Source organism: uncultured Traorella sp. (assembly GCF_944327115.1).
In the GTDB taxonomy this organism is placed as follows: Bacteria; Bacillota_I; Bacilli_A; order Erysipelotrichales; family Erysipelotrichaceae; genus Traorella.
This window is the reverse complement of the sequence record NZ_CALVGS010000037.1, coordinates 1-16,443: the sequence shown is the minus strand read 5'-3', so window position 1 is coordinate 16,443 and position 16,443 is coordinate 1. Positions and strand designations below refer to the sequence as shown.

Annotated in this window: 21 protein-coding genes; 5 read left to right on the top strand and 16 right to left on the bottom strand. The window is 39.5% G+C overall.

All coding sequences use genetic code 11. From position 1 onward, the window contains the following. A partial coding sequence (locus Q0K35_RS03030; protein WP_294561198.1) for a hypothetical protein occupies nt 1-302 on the top strand: 302 nt, incomplete at its 5' end. Nucleotides 303-340: 38 nt separating this feature from the next. On the opposite strand, the gene Q0K35_RS03025 is transcribed toward Q0K35_RS03030, so the two are convergent. The 12 genes from Q0K35_RS03025 to Q0K35_RS02970 form a co-directional block, all read right to left on the bottom strand. Continuing rightward, the gene (locus Q0K35_RS03025) at nt 341-1,051 is read right to left on the bottom strand and encodes a B3/4 domain-containing protein (protein ID WP_294561197.1); all 711 of its coding nucleotides are present in this window, start codon (nt 1,049-1,051) and stop codon (nt 341-343) included. An 87-nt stretch (nt 1,052-1,138) separates the two neighbouring features. Continuing rightward, nucleotides 1,139-1,825, bottom strand: coding sequence for a 5'-methylthioadenosine/adenosylhomocysteine nucleosidase (locus Q0K35_RS03020; RefSeq protein ID WP_294561196.1), 687 nt, complete (start codon nt 1,823-1,825; stop codon nt 1,139-1,141). Continuing rightward, the gene (locus Q0K35_RS03015; RefSeq protein WP_294561195.1) at nt 1,822-2,523 is read right to left on the bottom strand and encodes a class I SAM-dependent methyltransferase; all 702 of its coding nucleotides are present in this window, start codon (nt 2,521-2,523) and stop codon (nt 1,822-1,824) included. The genes Q0K35_RS03020 and Q0K35_RS03015 overlap by 4 nt, the downstream gene beginning before the upstream one ends. Beyond that, a complete protein-coding gene (rsfS, locus tag Q0K35_RS03010) occupies nt 2,524-2,853 on the bottom strand; it encodes a ribosome silencing factor (protein ID WP_294561194.1) in 330 nt (109 codons plus the stop codon). Continuing rightward, on the bottom strand, nt 2,850-3,875 hold the full coding sequence (nadD, locus tag Q0K35_RS03005) for a nicotinate (nicotinamide) nucleotide adenylyltransferase (protein WP_294561193.1): 1,026 nt from the start codon (nt 3,873-3,875) through the stop codon (nt 2,850-2,852). The genes rsfS and nadD overlap by 4 nt, the downstream gene beginning before the upstream one ends. Next, nucleotides 3,863-4,147 (bottom strand): YhbY family RNA-binding protein, encoded by a 285-nt coding sequence (locus Q0K35_RS03000; protein ID WP_294561192.1) that lies wholly within the window; start codon nt 4,145-4,147, stop codon nt 3,863-3,865. The genes nadD and Q0K35_RS03000 overlap by 13 nt, the downstream gene beginning before the upstream one ends. Further along, nucleotides 4,148-5,224, bottom strand: coding sequence for a ribosome biogenesis GTPase YqeH (yqeH, locus tag Q0K35_RS02995; RefSeq protein ID WP_294561191.1), 1,077 nt, complete (start codon nt 5,222-5,224; stop codon nt 4,148-4,150). Next, the gene (locus tag Q0K35_RS02990; protein ID WP_294561190.1) at nt 5,221-5,709 is read right to left on the bottom strand and encodes a YqeG family HAD IIIA-type phosphatase; all 489 of its coding nucleotides are present in this window, start codon (nt 5,707-5,709) and stop codon (nt 5,221-5,223) included. The genes yqeH and Q0K35_RS02990 overlap by 4 nt, the downstream gene beginning before the upstream one ends. 281 nt (nt 5,710-5,990) lie before the next feature. Next, on the bottom strand, nt 5,991-6,587 hold the full coding sequence (locus tag Q0K35_RS02985) for a hypothetical protein (RefSeq protein WP_294561189.1): 597 nt from the start codon (nt 6,585-6,587) through the stop codon (nt 5,991-5,993). Beyond that, entirely contained in the window at nt 6,584-7,078 is a 495-nt protein-coding gene (locus Q0K35_RS02980; protein WP_294561188.1) for a hypothetical protein, read from the bottom strand. Before Q0K35_RS02980 ends, Q0K35_RS02985 begins: the two co-directional genes overlap by 4 nt. After that, nucleotides 7,071-7,499, bottom strand: a complete 429-nt coding sequence (locus Q0K35_RS02975; RefSeq protein ID WP_294561187.1) for a hypothetical protein — start codon at nt 7,497-7,499, stop codon at nt 7,071-7,073. Before Q0K35_RS02975 ends, Q0K35_RS02980 begins: the two co-directional genes overlap by 8 nt. Beyond that, entirely contained in the window at nt 7,465-9,303 is a 1,839-nt protein-coding gene (locus Q0K35_RS02970) for a YgiQ family radical SAM protein (RefSeq protein ID WP_294561186.1), read from the bottom strand. Before Q0K35_RS02970 ends, Q0K35_RS02975 begins: the two co-directional genes overlap by 35 nt. Before the next feature lie 81 nt (nt 9,304-9,384). On the opposite strand from Q0K35_RS02970, the gene sigK reads away from it, so the two are divergent. Further along, on the top strand, nt 9,385-10,062 hold the full coding sequence (gene sigK / locus Q0K35_RS02965; RefSeq protein WP_294561185.1) for an RNA polymerase sporulation sigma factor SigK: 678 nt from the start codon (nt 9,385-9,387) through the stop codon (nt 10,060-10,062). Here sigK and Q0K35_RS02960 read toward each other — a convergent pair. After that, nucleotides 10,056-11,099, bottom strand: a complete 1,044-nt coding sequence (locus Q0K35_RS02960) for a hypothetical protein (RefSeq protein ID WP_294561184.1) — start codon at nt 11,097-11,099, stop codon at nt 10,056-10,058. The genes sigK and Q0K35_RS02960 overlap by 7 nt on opposite strands. Before the next feature lie 99 nt (nt 11,100-11,198). Between Q0K35_RS02960 and Q0K35_RS02955 the strand changes: the two genes are divergently transcribed. Next, nucleotides 11,199-12,014, top strand: a complete 816-nt coding sequence (locus Q0K35_RS02955) for an RluA family pseudouridine synthase (protein WP_294561199.1) — start codon at nt 11,199-11,201, stop codon at nt 12,012-12,014. Nucleotides 12,015-12,046: 32 nt separating this feature from the next. After that, nucleotides 12,047-12,217 (top strand): YjzC family protein, encoded by a 171-nt coding sequence (locus Q0K35_RS02950; RefSeq protein WP_074022000.1) that lies wholly within the window; start codon nt 12,047-12,049, stop codon nt 12,215-12,217. Nucleotides 12,218-12,266: 49 nt separating this feature from the next. Here Q0K35_RS02950 and Q0K35_RS02945 read toward each other — a convergent pair whose 3' ends face one another. The 3 genes from Q0K35_RS02945 to Q0K35_RS02935 all read right to left on the bottom strand — a co-directional run bounded on the left by Q0K35_RS02945 (nt 12,267) and on the right by Q0K35_RS02935 (nt 16,012). Next, nucleotides 12,267-13,640: an aminopeptidase gene (locus tag Q0K35_RS02945; protein ID WP_294561183.1), complete on the bottom strand. Its 1,374-nt coding sequence runs from the start codon at nt 13,638-13,640 to the stop codon at nt 12,267-12,269. Between the two features lie 44 nt (nt 13,641-13,684). After that, nucleotides 13,685-15,403, bottom strand: coding sequence for an ABC transporter ATP-binding protein (locus Q0K35_RS02940; RefSeq protein WP_294561182.1), 1,719 nt, complete (start codon nt 15,401-15,403; stop codon nt 13,685-13,687). 123 nt (nt 15,404-15,526) lie between these two features. Beyond that, nucleotides 15,527-16,012 (bottom strand): hypothetical protein, encoded by a 486-nt coding sequence (locus Q0K35_RS02935; protein WP_294561181.1) that lies wholly within the window; start codon nt 16,010-16,012, stop codon nt 15,527-15,529. A gap of 81 nt (nt 16,013-16,093) precedes the next feature. Here Q0K35_RS02935 and Q0K35_RS02930 point away from each other — a divergent pair, with 81 nt between their 5' ends. Next, a complete protein-coding gene (locus tag Q0K35_RS02930) occupies nt 16,094-16,267 on the top strand; it encodes a hypothetical protein (protein ID WP_294561180.1) in 174 nt (57 codons plus the stop codon). Nucleotides 16,268-16,443 lie beyond the last annotated feature (176 nt).

Genomic DNA, 16,443 nt, shown 5'->3' with positions numbered 1-16,443 from the left:
ATGACTGCATCTATTTAGATGAAGTATTATTAAAGGAAATCAGTTATGAACATAACGGCATTACCTTTGAAAATATCTATAAAGTCGAATATGAACAATCCTATCGTTCTTATATCCGTCAAATGATTCAAAATACGTTTAATATCCGTTCATTTCCCGCAATCGTAGCCCTTACCCAGACTGAAGACGGCTATGAAAAAACAGACAGCTTTGAATATGTCATCAATCAGGAAGAAAACCTTGAAAATTTAGAAAGCTTCCTGGAGAGAAACCATTTCTTCGATATATCCCAGAAAAACTAATAACCCCGTGCATCGTCACGGGGTTATTCTATATCAATCTAGTTTATTTCAATATGCGTATGATCTTTATCCATTATCTCAATCTTTGTATGACCGCCTAAATTTGTTTGAACCAATTCTGCCAGTTCTTTTAAAGCCTCTTCAAAATCATGTACACGTGCCATATCGACGCATTCAATACAAAGAAAGGCATTGTGAGTATCCTCTGTCAGCATGGTTCGGACAGCTTCCCGCCAATTCCAGCATCGGCAGATGACACCGGCATCATCTTTATATACGATTTCTCCTTCATACGGTGATTCAGCTTCATTTGATCCAAGCGTCACAAAATCTTCATCACCCTTCGCCTTGGTCAATAAGACATCACCTTCAAATTTATCGATATCTTCACCCCCACAAGGTAACGCATATCTTAAAGAAATCGCATTATAAAGATCTACTAAAGGGTTGATCGTCCTGATTTCATCTCCCTTATTGATCCTTTTCAATAAGGCCTCAATGGAAGATCTTGCCCCTTTTTTAGTTTTAAACTTTTGATAAGCCTCTCTCCATACCCTGACCACATCATTTTGACTGAATTCAGGCAGATTTAAATATGTTAATCCTTCTTTTCCATATTCCTTAAGTAATGTTGCATAATATTCTTCATCATGATCATACTGATTCTTAATATCCTTGCAAAGGATGATCCCTATTTTTGCCTCGGGAAACAATTCCCAAAAATCATCTTTTATCATAAACTTTGTCATTATAAATTTCTCCCGTTAGTTTCAATGATCTATTTAAACCAGTCGAAGCTATTCTTTTTATCTCACTTCTGAAGCGAATGTGATATATCATTTTTTAGAATAACGTGCCACGCATTTCTCACAGAATTTTGCGCTGCGTTCACTGGCTTTCTTCGCATATTCCTCAAAATCCATTTCATTGCCCTCTTTCACAGCAATATCACTCAATGAACGAATGACGACAAAAGGAACCCCGTAATGAGCGGCACAGTGGGCAATTCCTCCAGCTTCCATTTCAGAACAAAGGCTTTCCGGGAAATCATGCAATATCTTAGAAACCTGTTCATTACGGCTGATAAACTGATCCCCGCTTGCAATAAGTCCTGCATGGTAAGTGATCTTCATTTCTTCCGCTACGCTCTTAGCGGTATTGATCAACAGTGGATCAGCTTCAAAGAAAGCCCCTTTGCCACTTTCTCCATCCAAAACTGAAGTATCGAAATCATGTTCGACGACAGAAGTAGAGATCACACAGTCCAATACGTTTTCATCTTCTTTCAAACCACCCGCTGTTCCGATATTTAAGATTGCATCTATCGGAAAATGTTCCAACAGCAAGGTTGCAGAAATTGCGGCATTGACCTTTCCGCATCCGCTTAAACAACAGATCACTTTCTCATCCGCCAAAACAGCTTCATAAAACTTTTTATTGGCAATCGTTTTTTCCTTTACATCATGACATAAGGCTAAGATGGCCTCATTTTCAATGTTCATGGCACTAATAATCGCTATCATAAAGACTTCCTTTCACATACATAAAAATATTTTTCACCTTCATGGATCCCCTGCTTTTTAAAATCGGTATAAACGCTAACCTTAAAACCGGTTTCTTCACACCACTGGGTGATCACATGAGGATCATAGACACGCTGGATATGCTGTTCATAACTGGGATGGGCTTCTTGATCAAAGAAGACAAAATTCTGATAGATACAATCTTCATGTGATTCGATGCTCCATTCATAACCACAGCCATCAATCATGCCTTCTTCATAAAATTCATCCTCAAATTCTTTTAAACGGTCTAAGGAATGAACATCGAAGATAAACGTACCCCCTTCATTCAGATTCATATAGGCATTATGAAGTACCTGTTTAAAATCCTTTTCATCAATCAGATAATTCATGCTGTCACATAAACAAAGCACACAGTCTGCCTTTACATCCAGGGGTTCTGTCATATCATGGACGCTGAAATCAACAAGATGGGCATCTTTTTTCTTTTTTGCCATTTCGATCATCTCGCTTGAAAGATCACCGGCTTTCACATCATAGCCTTTTCTTGCTAAAGCAAGCGTGATTTCACCACTGCCGCAGGCATATTCTAATACGCTGTGAAACGATGCATGGTCTTCAATAAAATCAACCCAATCCTTTGTTGCTTCATCATCCTTTACTAAGGCATCATAAAAGCGGGCGAGTATCTGATACATTTACATCACCCTTTCACAATTGGCATAAAGCTTTTCAAGGCCATAGACCTCGCGCTCACTTTCTTCAAAGATATGAATGACGATATCATCACTGTCTACTAAAAGCCACTTGCTCGTATCATTGCCTTCGATATGACGATAACCATGACCATGCTCCAACAGGCTTTCCTTGACATAATCTGCCAATGAATGCAACTGGCGGGTATTGGTCGCACTGGTAATCACGACATAATCGATCAAAGGATTCAGCTCATGAAGCCGATAGACAACCGTATCGCTTCCTTTTGCTTTATCAATGGCTTCCAATACATCCTTTAAGGCATTGTTCATACTTTCTTCTCCTTTTTTAAATATTCGCTTTGTATCTGCTTCACATATGAAACAGCTGCATCTAAATTTCTTTTTGCTAAATTCAATTCATAGCTGGCATCATAGCCTCTGAGCGGTTCACATTTATCCGCAATATAGACGATCTGCGCATAAGGATCATCACAATCCCCTTTGACATGATGATGCACCGCTTGCAAGATATGCTTTTCTCTTATCTTAAACACTCTTTTTAAATAATGATCGGCCAGATAACCGTGCCAGATGGCCTTAGGCTCATCAAGATGATCTTTTTCATATACCTGCATAAAGCGTTCGCTTTTTTCAACATCCCAGCATTTACAGATATCATGCAACAGACCGATCACATAGGCATCTTCTTCATTCAAATGATGCGCACTTGCTAATTCCTTGCACACATTGGCAACACTGACGCTGTGAAGATAACGCTTTTCATTCATCGAATGACGGGCAAACTCGTGCAGATAGAGCCGGTGTTCCCAAATGTAGTTGCGTACGCTCTCACTGACATCTTGGAAAGCTCCGGCGCGCACCCGGGTCGATGAAATGTCAATACGCTTGAAAGGTACTTCCCTGAGATCATACGGACATTCGATCACTTCGCTGTCACGTTTGAAGACACGAAATTCTGCCAGCTTCATGCATTCTTCGATATCTTTCCATTTATCCAGTAATTTTGCCTGATCATTTCCGATATAAAAGACAAATTCATAGTCAAATCTCTGTTTCAGTTTTTGAAGCGTATGTATCGTATAACTCGGTATCGGCAATTCTTTTTCGACCGTACAAACCTTCATTTTTTTATAAGGGGCGATCGCCCGCCGGATCATTGCTGTCCGATCTTCAAAAGAAGTAGGCTTTTCCTGCTTGAAAGGAGAAAGCCTGCAGGGAACAAACCACACCTGTGAGCAGCCATCCTTCAAGATAGCCTTCGCCAAAGCAAGATGCCCTAGGTGGATCGGATCAAAAGATCCGCCTAAAAGTCCGATTCTTACAACTGACATAGATTCTTTTCACTCTTTCGATATAAGACAAAAGTATGTCCGATGATCTGTACGACCTCACTATGGGTCGCGCTCGCACATTGGATCGCTGCTTCCCGGACACTGATCGGAGATGTCTTTAAACAGCTGATCTTTACTAATTCATGAGCTTTGAGAGAATCCGAAAGCGTTGCACATAACGTATCGCTGACTCCCTCCTTACCGATCATGACAATGGCCTTTCTCGTCTGAGCCATTCCTCTTAATTTACTTTTTGCTTTTCCGTCTAACATTTAAATCATCGCCTTTCTGAAGGTCACAGAAACTCTTTCATCCACGACCACTTCTACTTTATCAACTTTTCCTCGTATGCATACAAATCCTAATCCGAAAATAACGATATCCTGGCCATCAATATTTCCCTGATAGGTAATCTTCTTTAAATCAGAGATATTTTTTGAAATGGTAGGAGAAAGCTCTTTTCCCAGATGATTCTGCCACAGTTCATCTGCCTTTTCACATTTTCCGCGATGAAGCTTCATCTCATTGGAAAAATAACAGGTGGCACTGACACCTTCACATCCCCAAAGATCAATACGTGCATAACCGCCGATCGACAGTGACTGGTTGCCTTTTAGCTGATAGACCGTTGGTTTGATCGGTTTAAGCGGAATCAGCTTTTTCAGATCCTTATCTTCACAATACGTTAAAACGCTGCCTTTAGCCATAAGACCCGGTGTATCATAGATCTTATAATCTTCATACTCCATTTCAATCAATCCCAAGGTCGTACCCGGATGAGGACTGGTCGTAATCTTGGATTGCCGCAGCAACGCATTGACCAGCGTGCTCTTACCGGCATTGGCCATTCCCATCATCACGATATCTTTGCCGTTTCGCAACTGTGCAAAGGCCTCTAACAGATTGTCAATGCTCGGATTGTTTTCACTATACGCATGATGAACCAGATCTTCTACGATAACGACACCTTTCAGATCGATCCCTTCTTCTTTACACCGATGAATGATAAATTTTGATAATTTCTCATAACCGATCGATTTTGGAAGCAGATCACGTTTCGTTCCTACTAACAATATTTCTTTATTCCTGCTGTGTGCCATGATCCTTGAAAAAAGTCCTGCTTCAAAATCAAACAGATCGACGACATAACAGATCAAAGCATCCAGCTGATTCACTTCCTGCAGCACGCTATCCGCACTGATTCCCTGCCGATAACTTACCATGGCATCATTATAATGCGTCAAACGAAAGCAACGCTGACAGATCACGGCATCGCTTTTAGGTGTATATCCGATTTTATTCGCATCCTCGCTTTGGAGCACAGCTCCGCATCCTAAACATTTTCTCATAATCTCTCCTTTAAGATCCTATTCTCTATTTTCCTGGACAGACGGGTATAAAAGATATCCGCTTCACTGATCGGTCTTACATAAATATTTCTCAGCTTCATTCCCTTAGCTCCCCAGATATCCGTAAACAGCTGATCACCGATACAGATCACCTGTTCTCTTTTAAGATGATTTTTTTTCAATATCTTCATATAAGTATGGGGCAGGGGCTTAAGAGAAAAGCCATACGCCTGACATCCCAGATCATCCGCAATCTTTTGAATCCTGCCACCATGATTATTCGATATCAGAATCACCTTCAGCCCTAAATCCTGTGCTTTTCTGATCCATGCCTTCTTCTCATCTGAAATGACAAGTGCATCATGCGTGCATAAAGTATTATCCACATCACAGATAATTGCTTTGATCTCTTCTTTTTTTAATTGATCCAAGTCAACATCCAAAAGACTTGTCTTTATTTCATCCGGATACCAGTTTATCTTCATCTTTCTTATTATACTTGATTTTTATCCAAAAAGAAACTGAGTCTGCTTTCATTTTCCATATCAAATGATTTTATCTTTATCAAATTGAAATGCTAATTCATGAAAAAAGCCGATTGTTTTTTGATGCGCAAATAAAACGACTCTGATGAGTCGCTTTATTAAATGAATCAGTCTTTTCAGCCCCAATTACAATATACAAACATATTCGTCACAGTTTCTTGCAAAGACCATAAAGAAACACGGTATCGATGATTGTCAACAAGAAATTTGATTAATTTATTTTAAGTAATCCTGTTAAAATAATCATCACAAAAGCGATGCCATTTTTCTTCATATTCTTGTTTCGTTAATAAAGGCATATCAAAGACATGAAAAATACCTCTGCGTTGTGCTTCTTCCATAAAATCCTTTGCATAATCACCAGCATCTTCAAAATAACAGCTGACATGAGAGATTTCTTTTAACTGAGCGATCTTCATGCGTGTATGACCATCAAGCGAAACGATTTTCCCATCTATCTTAGTAACCGGTATCAAAAATTCATCTATATATGGCAAAAGTCTTTTTACTTTCTCTTCATTCACATAAAATTGAGATACATAAATCTCTTCTAATCTCATATCAAAAAAAGATACCTGTTCATATTCTTTTAATATATGTCCCTTTTGATCAACAAAACGGCTGACATGACCCGCAAAAAAATGAAATTCCTCCATGGCTTCATTTAAATAATTGATATTTGAAAATGTTACCCTGCAGGTATTTCGGTCCAATACTTGAAACGCATAGGTTTCATCATTGATGACATAGGCCCCATGCTGATCAATGATGCTTTTCTCAAAGCGTTCATCATACACTTCAATACGTTCAATTTTCATAACTCTTTAAATATCTCCCCAATATATTTATCTGTTTTTTCATAAAGAACCAGCATGATCAAATAATTGCCCACTCCATGAATCAAGTCAAAAAACAATCCCTTAAGCCAATAAGACAGGGCTGCTTCAAATGAAAAGATAAGATAAGGAAATGCGAAAAATAAGCCAAAGACAAGTCCATAAGCACCACTGAAAAGAGCGAGCTGATGTTCATTTTTAAAGATGTTTTTTGTATAAAAACTGATCATGACCAATCCATTCCACATGATGAAATACATGATGGACCAATCCCCAAACCCATATAAGACGATCTGTAAGAAACAAAAGATCGTAGCGATCGATAGTGAATGGGCAAGCTTAAAATGTCGTCCGAAGAGGATCAAAAGAAAGCTGACAAGTTCGATATTGGGTAAAAAGGCCAGGATTTCTTTGGATATCGTTAAGATCGCACTTAAAAGTGCGATCAGGGTCATTTCTTTGATTTTACTCATAGGCCTTCAGCGTAAAGGTAAAGTGATCACCATCTTCTATCACAAGGACATCCGCAGCATCACAAAATGAGTTTTTGATACACTGGGCATTATTTTCAGAATCATAGGTCCAATACTTACCACCCGCCTCATCCTGCCTATACAGCTCATCCACACCCATGCCTGTAATATACATGCCATAGGTGCTTTGTTCACTTTCAAGCAAGATTTCTTTTTTTTCTTTCAGTTCTTCTAATAATTCACCTAAGGTAGCTGCATTCGTATCCACTTGCTGATCATAAACCAGCGTATCCTCATTTTTAATGGTTATCTGAATGACTTTTGAATCATGATCTCCTAAGGTTATCTTATAAATGCCATAGCCGATAAAAAGCAATATCAAAAGGCTAGCGGCGATGATGATTTTTTTTGTTTTGCTCATAACTTCTTCCTTTCTGCACTGATCTTGGACGGATCAGACATTTCTTTGAAAAGCCGATCAGGTCCTGACGTCCTGCTTTTGTAAGTGCCTCATACACCAGATCATAGTTGGCCGGTGAACGGTACTGCATCAAAGCACGCTGCATGGCTTTTTCATGAGCGCTTTTTGGCACATAGACAGGCGTATTGTCACGAGGATCGATGCCGGTATAATACATGGCCGTTGACAGGGTTCCGGGTGTCGGATAAAAGTCCTGGACCTGCTCTGGCTGATGGTGGATATCTCTGAGATATTCCGCCAGTTCAATAGCCGCATGAAGATCACTTCCCGGATGAGAGCTCATCAGGTAAGGAACCAGATACTGATTCTTATCATATTCTTCATTCAGCCGATAATATTTCTCCACAAATTTCTTATATAAACCGCTCCTTGGTTTTCCCATCTTATCCAAGACCCTATCGCTGATATGTTCCGGAGCCACCTTTAATTGTCCTGAAATATGATAGCGGACAAGCTCCCTGAAAAATTTCTCATCTTTATCATACATGAGATAATCATAACGGATACCACTGCGCACGAAGACCTTTTTAACCTTCGGCAAGGCTCTTAATTCCTGTAAGAGCGAAAGATAATCCGTATGATCGACCTTTAAATTATTACAAGGTTTGGGCCATAAACACTGTCTGTTCACACAGGCACCATGGGTCAGCTGTTTGGCACAGGCAGGTTCTCGGAAATTGGCCGTAGGACCGCCCACATCATGAATATAACCCTTAAAATCAGGTTCCTCGGTAATCTTTTTAGCTTCATTGATAATACTTTCATGCGATCTTGCCTGGATGATCCGTCCCTGATGGAAGGTCAGCGCACAGAAATTACAGGCCCCGTAACAGCCACGATTCGATATCAAAGAAAACCGGACTTCTTCAATAGCCGGTACTTTTTCCTTATAAGAAGGATGGTAAGTACGCATATAAGGCAGGGCATAGGCATCGTCAAACTCCTGCTGTGTCAATGGACGATTCGGACGATTCTGTACGACATAACAGTCCTCATAAGGTTCTACAAGCGTTCTGGCATTGAAATGATCGGTATTCATATACTGGATCTTAAAGCTTTTGGCGTATTCCTTTTTAGAATTTTTCACGCTGTTGAAATCAGGCAGGATGATCGGATCATAGGCCACACTTAAATCCTTGGTCTTATAAACCGTTCCATCCAGATATGTCAGATATTTCACATCTAAGCCGCTGTCAAGGGCATCCGCAATCTCAATGATGCTGTTTTCACCCATGCCATACATCAATAAATCGGCACTGGAATCCAATAAAATCGAACGTCTGACCGTATCGCTCCAATAATCATAGTGAGCTAAACGTCGCAGGCTGGCCTCAATACCGCCAATCAGAATGACCGCATCCTTATAGGCTTCACGAATCTTGTTGCAGTAAACGATCACAGCCCTGTCCGGTCGTTTTCCCATCACACCGCCCGGTGTATAGGCATCCTTTTTTCTTCTCTTCTTGGCCACCGTGTAATGATTGACCATCGAATCAATATTACCGCTCGATACTAAAAAACCTAACCGTGGCTTTCCAAACCTTTGAAAATCATCTACGCTGCGCCAATCCGGCTGGGCCAAAAAGCACACCTTATAGCCATGGCTTTCCAGCGTCCGGCAGATGATCGCCGCACCAAAGCTTGGATGATCCACATAGGCATCACCGCATACATACACAAAATCCGGCTGTTCCCAGCCTCTTTCTCTCATTTCTTCATAAGTTACCGGTAAAAATCCACTCATATGTCCTCCTCTCGATCATCAAACATCTGCATGTTCCATAATAAATTACGACCATCAACATATACTTAACTGAGGTGAATCATGTTTGAAATGTTACAGCTTGGTTTTATGGAATTTTTAGGATTTTGCGGCTTCATTCAAAACAAACGCTTTAAAGACCCTTTGACAAAACAAGAAGAGCTGCACTATCTTGAACGTTTGGCCTTAAAGGATGATGAAGCCCGCAATATGCTGATTGAACACAATCTTCGTCTGGTCGCCCATATCGTTAAAAAATACGACATCAAAAAAATGGACAAAGATGATCTGATCAGTGTGGGTACCATTGGTTTGATCAAAGCCATCGACACCTTTAAGATGGAAAGCGGTCATAAGCTGACAACCTATGCCGCCCGATGTATTGAAAATGAAATTCTGATGGCCTTACGCGTCAATCAGAAACATTCCCAGACCGTTTCTTTAAACGAAACGATTCAAAAAGATAATGATGACTCGCTCTCCCTTATCGACTGTCTGGCAGATACCGAAGAAGATGTCATCGATACTTTTATGAAAAAAGAAAACATTCAGAAAATGATGTCCCATTTTGAAATCCTTGATGAACGTGAAAAAGATATCCTCATCAAACGCTATGGTCTTTTTAATCATGAAGAAATGACCCAGAAAGCCATTGCCCAGGAATACAACATTTCCCGTTCCTATGTATCCCGCATTGAAAAAAGAGCCATCATTCAGTTATGCAAAGCCTTTTATCAATAAGGAATATAAGTCATTGGCAATTTCAGATTGGCAACGACCTTAACGATCGCTTTCTTAAAATCCTCTTTATCAAAAATAAAGACTTCAAAGTAAATGCGCTTTAACGCAATACCGCTGCCACAGATACGGGCAATTCCTAAATCATACAACAAGTCATTGAGTTCTTTTTCAAGAACTCTTTTTCTTTGAGCTTCTTTCTCATTAAATTCATCAATTTCAAGCACCAGAAAGCCAACCTCTCCTTGCAAACGTGTGATCTGATTCAAAGAAGTACGCTCATGATTCATCACTTCCACAAAATTCAACGGCTGGATCGTTGATATTAAGATACGGTCATTTAATAATTCATCGCTGACCTGATCTTCATTTAACTTATAAACCGTATAAATCTGGGTACAGTCACTATATGTCTTATAGTTATGAAGCTCCATAAAATCAATGATCTCATCATACCCTTCTCTTAAAGGAACATATTTGACCCCTTCTTTTTCATTTGAAGAACAATCGATCTTCTCCACATAGCTATTGACGACAAGATCACCTAAGACATTTTCTACGAATGTTGAACCAATGACTTCCTTTTCATTCTCGTTCATCTTATCAAAGGCTTCGCATACAAGCGATACCGAAAAGCTGTCCTGCACCTTGGGTGTTTCAATAAAACCGATCCTGATATCATCGATCGTATAATCTTTTTCTTCTACCTGGAAACGATAATGATAGATCTTTTCACTCAAAGGCGGGATGCAGTCAAAGATGATCCAGTTATCAGAAAGTGCTTTTGGCGCAAACTTTTTAAGATAGACACAGATGATCTGGCTTGTCTTATCTTTCATCGGTTCAAAGACCAATAGATTCAATGCATCATCTTTTTCCAAAGAAAGATAACAGCCGGCTGTCTTTAGACATTCATCACCCAGCTTCTTTTCCCATTCCTTGATCTTATCCGGATCATTGGCCTGTAAAGCCGCTTCAATCTTTTCCCTGTTTTTTAAAAAATATGTCCAGAATGCTTTCGCATTTGTTTTTATGCTCATACCATGACCTCACTTTTTCTTTATTCTATCATATTTTTAGGCTATAATGTTCATATGAAACCGATTTTATTAACAGAAACGATCAAAAATTAAACGACGCTGGATGAATGGCTCACAAAACATTTCTTTTCCAAAAAACAGCGCCATCTTTTAAAGATGGAAAAAAGGATCCGTGTCAATCATCAGATCATTACCCATGACATTCATCTTTTTAAAAAGGATCTTCTTGAAATCAACTGTGCCAAGGAAGAAAAAAATGATCTTGAACCCATCGATCAAGACCTTGAAATCCTCTATGAAGATGACATCGTTTTAGTAGTCAATAAACCGATCCATATGATCGTTCATGAAGATGGCAGTCACGGAATCACCTTAGATCGAATCGTTGCCGGATATTTTCAAAAGACCCATCAGCTCTGTCCCATTCGTCATATCCATCGTTTAGATCAAGATACCAGCGGCTGTATCTTATACTGTAAGCAGTCCTACCTTCAGCCTTACTTTGATCATGCGATAAAGACCAAGCAGATCAGACGTACCTATTTGGCCATCGTACAAGGCAAGATCAGCCAGGCGATGACCATCAGTAAAAAGATCGGCAAAGATCGTCATGCCAACCGTTTTCGTGTATCTTCATGCGGTGTTGAAGCCGTCACCCATCTCAAACCTTTGACCTATAAAAATGATAAAACACTGATCGAATGCCAGCTTGAAACCGGCCGTACCCATCAGATCCGTGTCCACCTTTCAAGCATTTCCCATCCACTCATAGGTGATAAGCTTTATGGAACAGCTTCACAATATCGCTGTATGCTTCACTCCTATTCTTTATCATTCATCCATCCTTTGACCCATAAAAAGATTGAAGTCATCTGTGAAATGCCAAAGGATATGCGTTTATGTATGGAAAGCTGAAATGTCACCAAAATAAAAGTGGAGGTGACCCTATGGCACAGAAGACAAAGCACAAGCCTGGAAGTAACTGCACTGAAAGCGGCAAATATTCTGAATATACAGAAGATGGAACACTCGTCAATGAAGATATCGACGTAGAAGAAGGCAGAAGATTCCCTCCTGCACAGGAAAAAGGCAGTTATTTTCAAAAACAAAAGAAATAAATTTGAAAAAAAGAATCAAGCACAATATGTGTCCTGATTCTTTTTTATATTACATATTTTTGATAAATGCCTTATAACCTAAATAAGCTTCATAAACATCCACCTTAGAAACAACTTCCCAAGGTGCATGCATGTTCTGAACCGCTACACCGGCATCCACGACTTCCATACCATACTGGGCAGAGATATAGGCGATCGTTCCACCACCGCCCTGATCAACACGGCCCAGTTCACAAGTCTGGAAAGAAACATTTTCTTTGTTCATGGCATTGAACACTTCAACCAAAAATTCCGGATTTGCATCATTGCTGCCGCTCTTGCCACGTGAACCTAAGAATTTGTTGTAGCACAGACCCTTTCCTAAGAAAGCTGTGTTCTTCAATTCATTGACACTCGGATAGTTTGGATCATAGCCTGCGGAAACATCACTGGAAAGCATCTTTGAATTGCTTAAGCATCTTCTCAGATTTAACTCTGAATAATCATCTAAGACATTCATCAGTTCTGCTACCGTATTTTCAAAGAATTTAGAAGAAGCACCTGTGGCACCGATACTTCCGACTTCCTCTTTATCTGTCAATAAGACAACGCTTGTACGATTAGCTGTTTCACTGTCCAATAACGCTGCCAGTGAAGTATAAGCACATACACGATCATCATGACCATAACCCATGACCATTGAACGATCCAGACCATAATCTCTGGCTTTTCCGGCAGGAACCACTTCCAGCTCAGCCGTTCTGAAATCTTCTTCTTCAATGTTATATTTTTCTTTCAACAGTGTTAAGATCGCTTCTTTTGATTTATCCTTCTCAGCACTCTTGCTTGGAATCGAACCTACTAAAACGTTCAGATCTTCACCCTCGATGACCTTTGAAGCAGTCTTGCCCATCTGATCACCGGCTAAGTGAATTAAAAGATCACTGATACCAACGACAGGATCACTGTCTTCTTCACCGATCACCACATTGATCACGCTGCCATCTTTCTTGACAACGACACCATGCAAAGCCAAAGGCAAAGTGACCCACTGATACTTCTTGATACCGCCATAGTAATGAGTATCCAAAAGCACCAGATCATTATCCTCATATAAAGGATTCTGCTTGATATCAATTCGAGGTGAATCGATATGAGCACCCAAAATATTTAATCCCTTTTCCAAAGGCTCCTTTCCGATATGGAATAAAGCCAATGTCTTTTTCATATGTGCCGCATAAACCTTATCGCCTGCTTTTAATGTTTCCTTCTTCTCAATTACTTCATTGAGATCACGATAACCCTTTGCCTTTGCCTGGGCGATCGCTTCACTGACACATTCCCTTTCTGTCTTGCAATCTGAGATAAACTTCTTATAGTTTTCGTTGAAATCAAATACAGCTTTTGTATCACTGTATTTTTCCCATGCACATTTATTTTCCATAAAAAACCCTCCTTGTATTATTATACTCTATTTTTTAATATTTTCTACTCCAAAGACTTAAACTGTGCCTGATATAAACGGGTATATAAACCATTCTTTTCCAAAAGCTGTTCATGACTGCCCCTTTCCGTAATTCGATGATCCTCAATGACCACGATCTCATCCGCATTTTTGATCGTTGAAAGGCGATGGGCCACGACAATCGTCGTTCTTCCCTTGCATAATTCATCTAACGCATCCTGAATCAAGATCTCTGTCGCATTATCCAAGGCACTGGTTGCCTCATCTAATATAAGGATGGCCGGATTCTTCAGAAAGACGCGGGCAATGCTTAAACGCTGCTTCTGGCCACCGGAAAGCTTGATGCCTCGCTCACCGATCTGCGTATCATAACCCTCAGGAAGCGTCATGACATAATCATGGATATTGGCTCGTTTTGCCGCTTCAATGATCTCCTCTTCACTGGCATTTAAATTACCATAGGCAATGTTTTCTCTGATCGTACCTGTAAACAAAAAGACATCCTGCTGCACGATCCCGATATTTTTACGTAAAGATTCAAAACGAATCTCTTTGATATTCTCCCCATCGATCCGAATCTCACCTTGTTCTAAAGGATAAAAGCGAGGAATCAGATGACAGATCGTCGTCTTGCCGCCGCCGCTCGGTCCTACAAGCGCCACCGTCTTTCCCGGTTCGATATTGAGTGAAATATCATGCAAGACCTCTTTTCCATTTTCATAATTGAAGCTGACATGATCAAACTCAATATGACCTTTCACATCCTTCAGATCATGGGCATTAACGCTTTCCTGTTCGATCGGCTGATCCAAAAGCTCAGTAAAACGCTTGAAGCCTGTTGCACCGTTTTCCAGCTGTTCGACAAAATTGATCAGCTTCTTGATCGGTGAGATAAAGTTGTTGACAAACAACATATACGTTACAAAATCCGCAAAATTGATCCAACCGTTAAAAGTATAAATACCACCGGCCATCAATACGACAACATTCAATAAATCAATGATAAAACCTGTACCGCTATAAAAATAAGCCATCGCCTTATAAGACAACTCTCTTGCCTTCACATAGGCATTATTCCCCTGTAAGAACTTTTCCTCTTCATAATGGGCATTATTAAAAGCCTTTGATACCCGGATACCACTGATCGCATTATTTAAATTCGCATTGATGACACCCACCTGTACACGACTTTCATGAAAAGCAGCATGCATGCTTTTTCTTGACTGAATCGCAATATATACAAGAACCGGAATAAACGCAAAAATGATCACCGTCAAAGCCACATTGATCGTACATAGATAAATAAATGCCCCTAACATCATGATCACTGAAAGAAAAAGATCCTCAGGTCCATGATGTGCCAATTCAGAAATATCCTGTAAATCATTGACCATCCTGGACATGATCGTTCCTGTTTCATGTTCATCATAGTAACTAAACGGAAGCTTCTGTAAATGATTAAAGACCTCTCTTCGCATATCCGCCTGCATATGAACACCCACCATATGACCAAAATATGTCACAAAGTAATTCAACAGCATTTTTACGATATAAATGCCAAGCAGCACGATCGCACTGGTAATCAAAAGACGCAGCTGCCGATTCGGAATATAGTCATTCAGCATATTACGCGTAATGATCGGATAAATCAGATCACACATAGAAATCAGGAAAGCCGCACATAAATCTAAAATAAACATCTTCTTATGCGGCTTATAATACTGCATAAACCTTTTTATCATATCTAACCTCTCCTAAAACCCTTTTATTATACCATAATATCAATAAAACAAAAGTCACGTCCCTCAATCAGACAAGAAAAAATCCCCATAAAATGGAAATATTTTCCATTTTATGGGTTCTTTCTATTTCTTGATATCTTTACTATGAAAAGCAGTATTCAATCCATCACCTAAAACGACACGATCACCGTTGATTTCAGTTACAGTATTTTTGTGATTCAATACATCCGCAATCAGCAAGACCCCTTCATAAGAATATCTTGAAGTTGGTGTGACCTTATCACCGACCTTGATATCAGGTGAAACTGTAATGTCACCATCATTCACCCAGCACAGACCATCATCTAATAAATATGTAGACATACCATTAACCTTCAAACGTCTTGTGATCTTACCGCTGTCACGCAGCATCTGACCAGCCGGAATATAATTCTTGACAGCCGCCGCATCCGTAGATGATCTGTAACAGGTTGTAAACCGCACCGTTTCTGCTTTTTTATTGATTTCAGAAAAATGCCGGACTATTTTATTTAATGTTTTTTTCTCAATATCAACATTTAATTTCTTTGTATTAGAAACAGACTGATTATCTACAATCATTTGTGCCATATTATCACCTCCTATGTTTTTATGTTGATTTTATGAAATTTTATTTTTATAATGAAAGCAGGAATGCGAAAGGAGAAAACTATGAAAGAATATAAAGTGTACATTGGCTCATTATCGAATGCAAGTAAATATTTAGAAAAAACTGAAAAAAATCTGAATGAATTGGCCAAAGAGGGATACAGAATCGTTGGTGTTGCTCCTTATGGAAGTAATGTGAATATCTATCTTGAACGTGACATCCCTGATGAAGAATAACCGACATAGTTCGGTTTCAGATTGTTGACAAAATGCCCTTTTTGGAAAGCCAATTTCCAATGGGGCATTTATTTTTATGTCTTTTTCTCAAATTATCTGGTATTTTTAAGATATAGAATGGTATTTTAGGCTCTTTTCCAGCTCCATAATGCCATCTTTTTTAAATTATGACACCC

Excerpts from the sequence above, each read along its gene's own strand:
- Q0K35_RS03025 (WP_294561197.1), bottom strand. The coding sequence starts at position 1,051 with ATGACAAAGTTTATGATAAAAGATGATTTTTGGGAATTGTTTCCCGAG.
- Q0K35_RS03020 (WP_294561196.1), bottom strand. The coding sequence starts at position 1,825 with ATGATAGCGATTATTAGTGCCATGAACATTGAAAATGAGGCCATCTTA.
- Q0K35_RS03015 (WP_294561195.1), bottom strand. The coding sequence starts at position 2,523 with ATGTATCAGATACTCGCCCGCTTTTATGATGCCTTAGTAAAGGATGAT.
- rsfS (WP_294561194.1), bottom strand. The coding sequence starts at position 2,853 with ATGAACAATGCCTTAAAGGATGTATTGGAAGCCATTGATAAAGCAAAA.
- nadD (WP_294561193.1), bottom strand. The coding sequence starts at position 3,875 with ATGTCAGTTGTAAGAATCGGACTTTTAGGCGGATCTTTTGATCCGATC.
- Q0K35_RS03000 (WP_294561192.1), bottom strand. The coding sequence starts at position 4,147 with ATGTTAGACGGAAAAGCAAAAAGTAAATTAAGAGGAATGGCTCAGACG.
- yqeH (WP_294561191.1), bottom strand. The coding sequence starts at position 5,224 with ATGAGAAAATGTTTAGGATGCGGAGCTGTGCTCCAAAGCGAGGATGCG.
- Q0K35_RS02990 (WP_294561190.1), bottom strand. The coding sequence starts at position 5,709 with ATGAAGATAAACTGGTATCCGGATGAAATAAAGACAAGTCTTTTGGAT.
- Q0K35_RS02985 (WP_294561189.1), bottom strand. The coding sequence starts at position 6,587 with ATGAAAATTGAACGTATTGAAGTGTATGATGAACGCTTTGAGAAAAGC.
- Q0K35_RS02980 (WP_294561188.1), bottom strand. The coding sequence starts at position 7,078 with ATGAGTAAAATCAAAGAAATGACCCTGATCGCACTTTTAAGTGCGATC.
- Q0K35_RS02975 (WP_294561187.1), bottom strand. The coding sequence starts at position 7,499 with ATGAGCAAAACAAAAAAAATCATCATCGCCGCTAGCCTTTTGATATTG.
- Q0K35_RS02970 (WP_294561186.1), bottom strand. The coding sequence starts at position 9,303 with ATGAGTGGATTTTTACCGGTAACTTATGAAGAAATGAGAGAAAGAGGC.
- sigK (WP_294561185.1), top strand. The coding sequence starts at position 9,385 with ATGTTTGAAATGTTACAGCTTGGTTTTATGGAATTTTTAGGATTTTGC.
- Q0K35_RS02960 (WP_294561184.1), bottom strand. The coding sequence starts at position 11,099 with ATGAGCATAAAAACAAATGCGAAAGCATTCTGGACATATTTTTTAAAA.
- Q0K35_RS02950 (WP_074022000.1), top strand. The coding sequence starts at position 12,047 with ATGGCACAGAAGACAAAGCACAAGCCTGGAAGTAACTGCACTGAAAGC.
- Q0K35_RS02945 (WP_294561183.1), bottom strand. The coding sequence starts at position 13,640 with ATGGAAAATAAATGTGCATGGGAAAAATACAGTGATACAAAAGCTGTA.
- Q0K35_RS02940 (WP_294561182.1), bottom strand. The coding sequence starts at position 15,403 with ATGATAAAAAGGTTTATGCAGTATTATAAGCCGCATAAGAAGATGTTT.
- Q0K35_RS02935 (WP_294561181.1), bottom strand. The coding sequence starts at position 16,012 with ATGGCACAAATGATTGTAGATAATCAGTCTGTTTCTAATACAAAGAAA.
- Q0K35_RS02930 (WP_294561180.1), top strand. The coding sequence starts at position 16,094 with ATGAAAGAATATAAAGTGTACATTGGCTCATTATCGAATGCAAGTAAA.